Consider the following 4,083-nt stretch of genomic DNA (forward strand, 5'->3'; position numbering starts at 1 on the left):
GAACTCGCTGAAGCGATCGCCCTTGGCGGGCCGATCGTGCTGGTGGATGCCGAACAAAGTGCCGTTGTCGAGTTGCCACACCAGGTGGTGAAACCCGGCGTCGGTGTGTTCGTCGAGGACGGGTTCGGCTTCGAACAGGGCCCGATACCAGGGTCCGCTGACGTCGAGGTCGCGCACCGTGACCGCGACGTGGGTGAGTGCCGGGAATGCCATGCACGTCATGATCCGCTCAACTGTTCGGCGGCGAGGGCGGTTTGCCGTTTGCTCGAAAATTGCCAGGCCGTGCGAATCGATGTCCAGCAGATGCAATCGTCCAACCTTTGACGGGCAGATAGCCCACGGAATTTAACGATCTTGATCATTTGCCAGCAAACGAGCTGGCGTCCCGGACGGTTTGCCGCAGTCGTTGCTGGGGGAATAGCAGGAATGTATCGATGAGGCCGGTGCGGGGGCCGGTAGGGAAATGGACACGAAATGGGGATACTCGTGCGACAAGAGAATAAGGGGCGAATCAAGCGGCCCATCATCAAGATCGGCATTGCAGTGACGGCTTCGGCGGTGATGTCCGCGGGAGCCGTCAGCCTTTTCACCTCCGCGTCACCCGTTGCGACGATGCCGTTCGTCACGACCGCGGCGATCGACACGTCGAACACCACCGTCGGGTTCGCCGACTCGGATCTTTATGGCATGACCTCTGCCGATGTGGATCGAACTCTGGACGAGATGCAGGCCATGGGTGTGCAGAACGTGCGCATCTTGATCCCGTGGTCAGGCATCGAGGTGGTCGACGACTTCTACTACTGGGACACGGTCGACTACCTCGTCAATGCGGCCTACGAACGCGATATGGGCGTGCTCGGCGTGCTGAACTCGACGCCGGCCTGGGCCGTCGAACCGGGCCAGGCGCCCGTCGTCAGCCCTCCTGCATCGACCGAGGAGTACGCCGAATTCGTCGGCGCCGTTGCCGAGCGATACGCGGGCAAAATCTCGGCCTACGAAGTGTGGAATGAGCCCAACGCATACTTCTTCTGGTCGCCCGCGCCGGACCCTGCCGCCTACACCGAGCTCCTTCAGGCGGCGTACCCGGCGATCAAGGCGGCTGACCCGGACGCGACTGTGATCGGTGGTGTCGTGGGCTGGGTGACCGACACCGAGAATCTGGCGATCAGCCCCGCGAACTATGTCGCGGGCATGTATGAAGCGGGCGCGCAGGGGTACTTCGATGCGCTGTCCTACCACCCGTACCACTACACGCTGCCGTTCTCGCAGGGCGAGCTGTACGGCGACATCTCTCCGATCGGCCAGCTGGAGCTGATGCGTGAACTGATGGTCGCCAACGGTGACGGCGACAAGCTCATCTGGGCGACCGAGTACGGTGAACCGACCTCGGTGGTCGATGAAGCCACTCAAGCCGCCTTCATCCAGGACTATCTGAGCACCTGGAGCGAATTCTCTTACACCGGGCCGTCATTCATCTACACCACGCGTGATCGCGACACGGAGAGCACGGTCGTGGACGACACGTTCGGTGTGTTGCGCGACGACTGGAGTCGCAAGCCTGCAGCCGAAGTCATCGAGCAGTGGACCACTACCTATCCGCAGGCGCCGGACCCTGTCGACTTGGTCGCTGTGACGGCTCCGACGTCTACCACTCCAACCACGACGGCGGAGGTCGCTTCGATGGAGGCCACCGCTGTGCCGTCCAGTGCTCTGACGACTGAGCCTGCGGCCACCACAACTGCGCCGGAACCGACTGCCACCGCGCCGGAACCGACTGATGCGTCAGCAGAGCCGGCTGGAACGACCGATTCGACCGATTCGGCCCGTTCCAACGGCAGCACAAAAAAGACCCGCTAATCGAGGGGGAGCCGCGGCAGGCGAGTCATACGATTCGCCTGCCGCGGTGCGCGCGCGACCGCATGTCCCACAGGTACATTCGATAGCCAAGGATCCAGACGTCACGTGGGATGACACGGTCGGCAATCCGCAACGCGGACAACAACCATTCGAATTTGCGTTGCTGGCTTGCCGTCCACGGCAGCTGCATGTGCGCACGGAATTCTGCGGGCAGAAACCCCGTCGTCGCGAACAGATTGAAGCGACCGGCCAACAGCCGCAACGGCAGCGGCAGAAACGCCATCGTGGCCACGCCACGGAGATGCTCACGCACCGGCGGGTCGATGCGAAGTTCGTCCAGCGACCGCTTCCAGAACTCGTCGAACGCGACACGATCGGCAGGCCACATGGTGTCGCGGACTTGCAATGTGGTGCCCAGCTTCTTGGCGTCCTGGTAGACCGCTTCGGCCGCATCGTCGTCGAGCGGTCCATAGAGGAACTCGTGCTGGTCGATGTAATAGCGGTAAAGGCAGGCGGCCACCCACAGCTGCAGCCGGGGGTCAAACGCGTTGTAGGACACCGGGCTTGATGTGTCTGATCGCACTAGCGCGTGGACCTTGTCGACAGCCGCGCGGATGAGGTCGCGGTCGGCGTCGGTGCCGAAGGTGGCCGCTGCGAGGTAGGTGCCCGTGGTGCGGGCCCGCTTGAACGGGTGTTTGTAGACGTTGCCGCTGTCTACCGGGCTCTCCAGTACCCCGTATCCGACGCCCGGCGACGACAGCTGCATGATCACGTTCGCCGCAGGTAGCAGCACTGCCGCTGGATTGATCAGGTCGACGACCCGGCTCGGCCGCCGGGGTGGGCCCAGCCTCATGGTGTCGAGTAGACCACCTTGTGAGACGCTGCCGTGGTGTTTGCAGCATGTCGGGGTCGACCCGCGGGGATCGCGGCAGGTTACGTTTTCGATCTGCTGTTTTCAGACCCCCGGCGCGGTCATCCGGTGGCGCTGTTCGGCCGCGGCGCAGCGGCTTTGGAGCGGCGCAGTTATGCCGATTCCCGTAGCGCGGGTGTGCTGCACACAGGCGCGCTGCTGGGTGCGCTCGGATTGCTTGGCGTGGCGCTCGACCAGATGGCCTGCCGGCGCTGCTCGGTACTGGCGGACGCGACCACGGCAGCGGCGAGTTTCGTCGCGTTCGGGGGGACATCACTGGCGCAAACCGGGGCGCAGATGACCGCCCTGCTGGAGGCCGGGGACGTGAGCGGCGCGCGGGAGCTGTTGCCGTCGCTATGCGGACGCGACCCGGCGGCGCTGGACGAAGCGGGCCTGACCCGCGCCGCACTGGAGTCCGTCGCGGAGAACACCTCCGACGCCCAGGTGGCACCGCTGATCTGGGCGGCGGTTGGCGGGGTTCCGGCGGTGCTGGTGTATCGCGGAGCCAACACGCTCGACGCGATGATCGGTAACCGCTCGCCGCGGTATATCCAATTCGGCTGGGCCGCAGCCCGTTTCGACGACGCCGCCAACTTTGTTGCCGCGCGCGCAACGGCGCTGCTGGTGGCGGCGTGCGCACCGATCGTCGGGGGATCACCCGCCGGTGCACTACGCGCCTGGCGGCGTGACGCGTCGCGCCATCCCAGTCCCAACGCGGGCGTGGTGGAGGCCGCCTTCGCCGGTGCGCTCGATGTGCAGCTGGGGGGACCGACGCAATACGCCCATGAGCTGGAGATCCGGCCGACCCTGGGCGATGGTCCGCCACCACGGGTATCGGATCTGGCGCGAGCGGTGCGGCTGTCGCGTGCGGTGCAGTTGGCGGCCGCAGTGCTCGCGGTGTCGCTCAGTGCCGCCGGCCGTAGCGGTCGGCGAGCTTTTCTTCGGCGGTGAGCGGGGCAGACGGTGCGGCGTCGACCGCCTCCTTCGCCGCCTTCTCCCGCCGGCGCGCCTGGATCTCGGAATACACGAAGTAGCCGACCCCGATCGGGGCGATGATGCCGAACGCTATCCACTGAATGCCGTACGACAAAAACGGTCCGGCGTCGAGGTGCGGCAGACCGATGACCCCTAGGCCTCCGGGCTGATCCTCGGTCAATTGCAGATACGAGCCCGCAAGTGGGACGCCGGTGACCGCCGAGATCTGGGTGGTGCTGATCGAATACACCTGCTGCGTGCCGTCCTGACGGAACGGCTCCTTGCCCTGCGCGACCCCTTCGGAGTCGCGCAGGCGCGCGGTGATCGTCACCGGCTCGGTC

5 protein-coding genes are annotated in these 4,083 nt (G+C 65.3%); 2 read left to right on the forward strand and 3 right to left on the reverse strand.

What is annotated here, in order from left to right; all coding sequences use genetic code 11:
* Positions 1–213 (reverse strand): VOC family protein (locus VFH65_RS21215; protein WP_414688476.1); only part of this gene is annotated, 213 nt, incomplete at its 3' end.
* A 273-nt stretch (positions 214–486) separates the two neighbouring features.
* On the opposite strand from VFH65_RS21215, the gene VFH65_RS21220 reads away from it, so the two are divergent.
* On the forward strand, positions 487–1,857 hold the full coding sequence (locus tag VFH65_RS21220; RefSeq protein ID WP_353324021.1) for a cellulase family glycosylhydrolase: 1,371 nt from the start codon (positions 487–489) through the stop codon (positions 1,855–1,857).
* Positions 1,858–1,882: 25 nt separating this feature from the next.
* On the opposite strand, the gene VFH65_RS21225 is transcribed toward VFH65_RS21220, so the two are convergent.
* Positions 1,883–2,710: an oxygenase MpaB family protein gene (locus VFH65_RS21225; RefSeq protein WP_353324022.1), complete on the reverse strand. Its 828-nt coding sequence runs from the start codon at positions 2,708–2,710 to the stop codon at positions 1,883–1,885.
* 33 nt (positions 2,711–2,743) lie between these two features.
* Between VFH65_RS21225 and VFH65_RS21230 the strand changes: the two genes are divergently transcribed.
* Positions 2,744–3,718 carry a cobalamin biosynthesis protein gene (locus VFH65_RS21230; RefSeq protein ID WP_414688477.1) on the forward strand — a complete coding sequence of 325 codons (975 nt, stop codon included), beginning with the start codon at positions 2,744–2,746 and terminating at the stop codon, positions 3,716–3,718.
* Here VFH65_RS21230 and VFH65_RS21235 read toward each other — a convergent pair.
* The coding region (locus VFH65_RS21235) for an SURF1 family protein (protein WP_353324024.1) at positions 3,672–4,083 on the reverse strand (412 nt) is incomplete at its 5' end. The genes VFH65_RS21230 and VFH65_RS21235 overlap by 47 nt on opposite strands.

Origin of the sequence: Mycobacterium sp. (assembly GCF_035697385.1) — a bacterium.
Lineage (GTDB): Bacteria > Actinomycetota > Actinomycetes > Mycobacteriales > Mycobacteriaceae > Mycobacterium.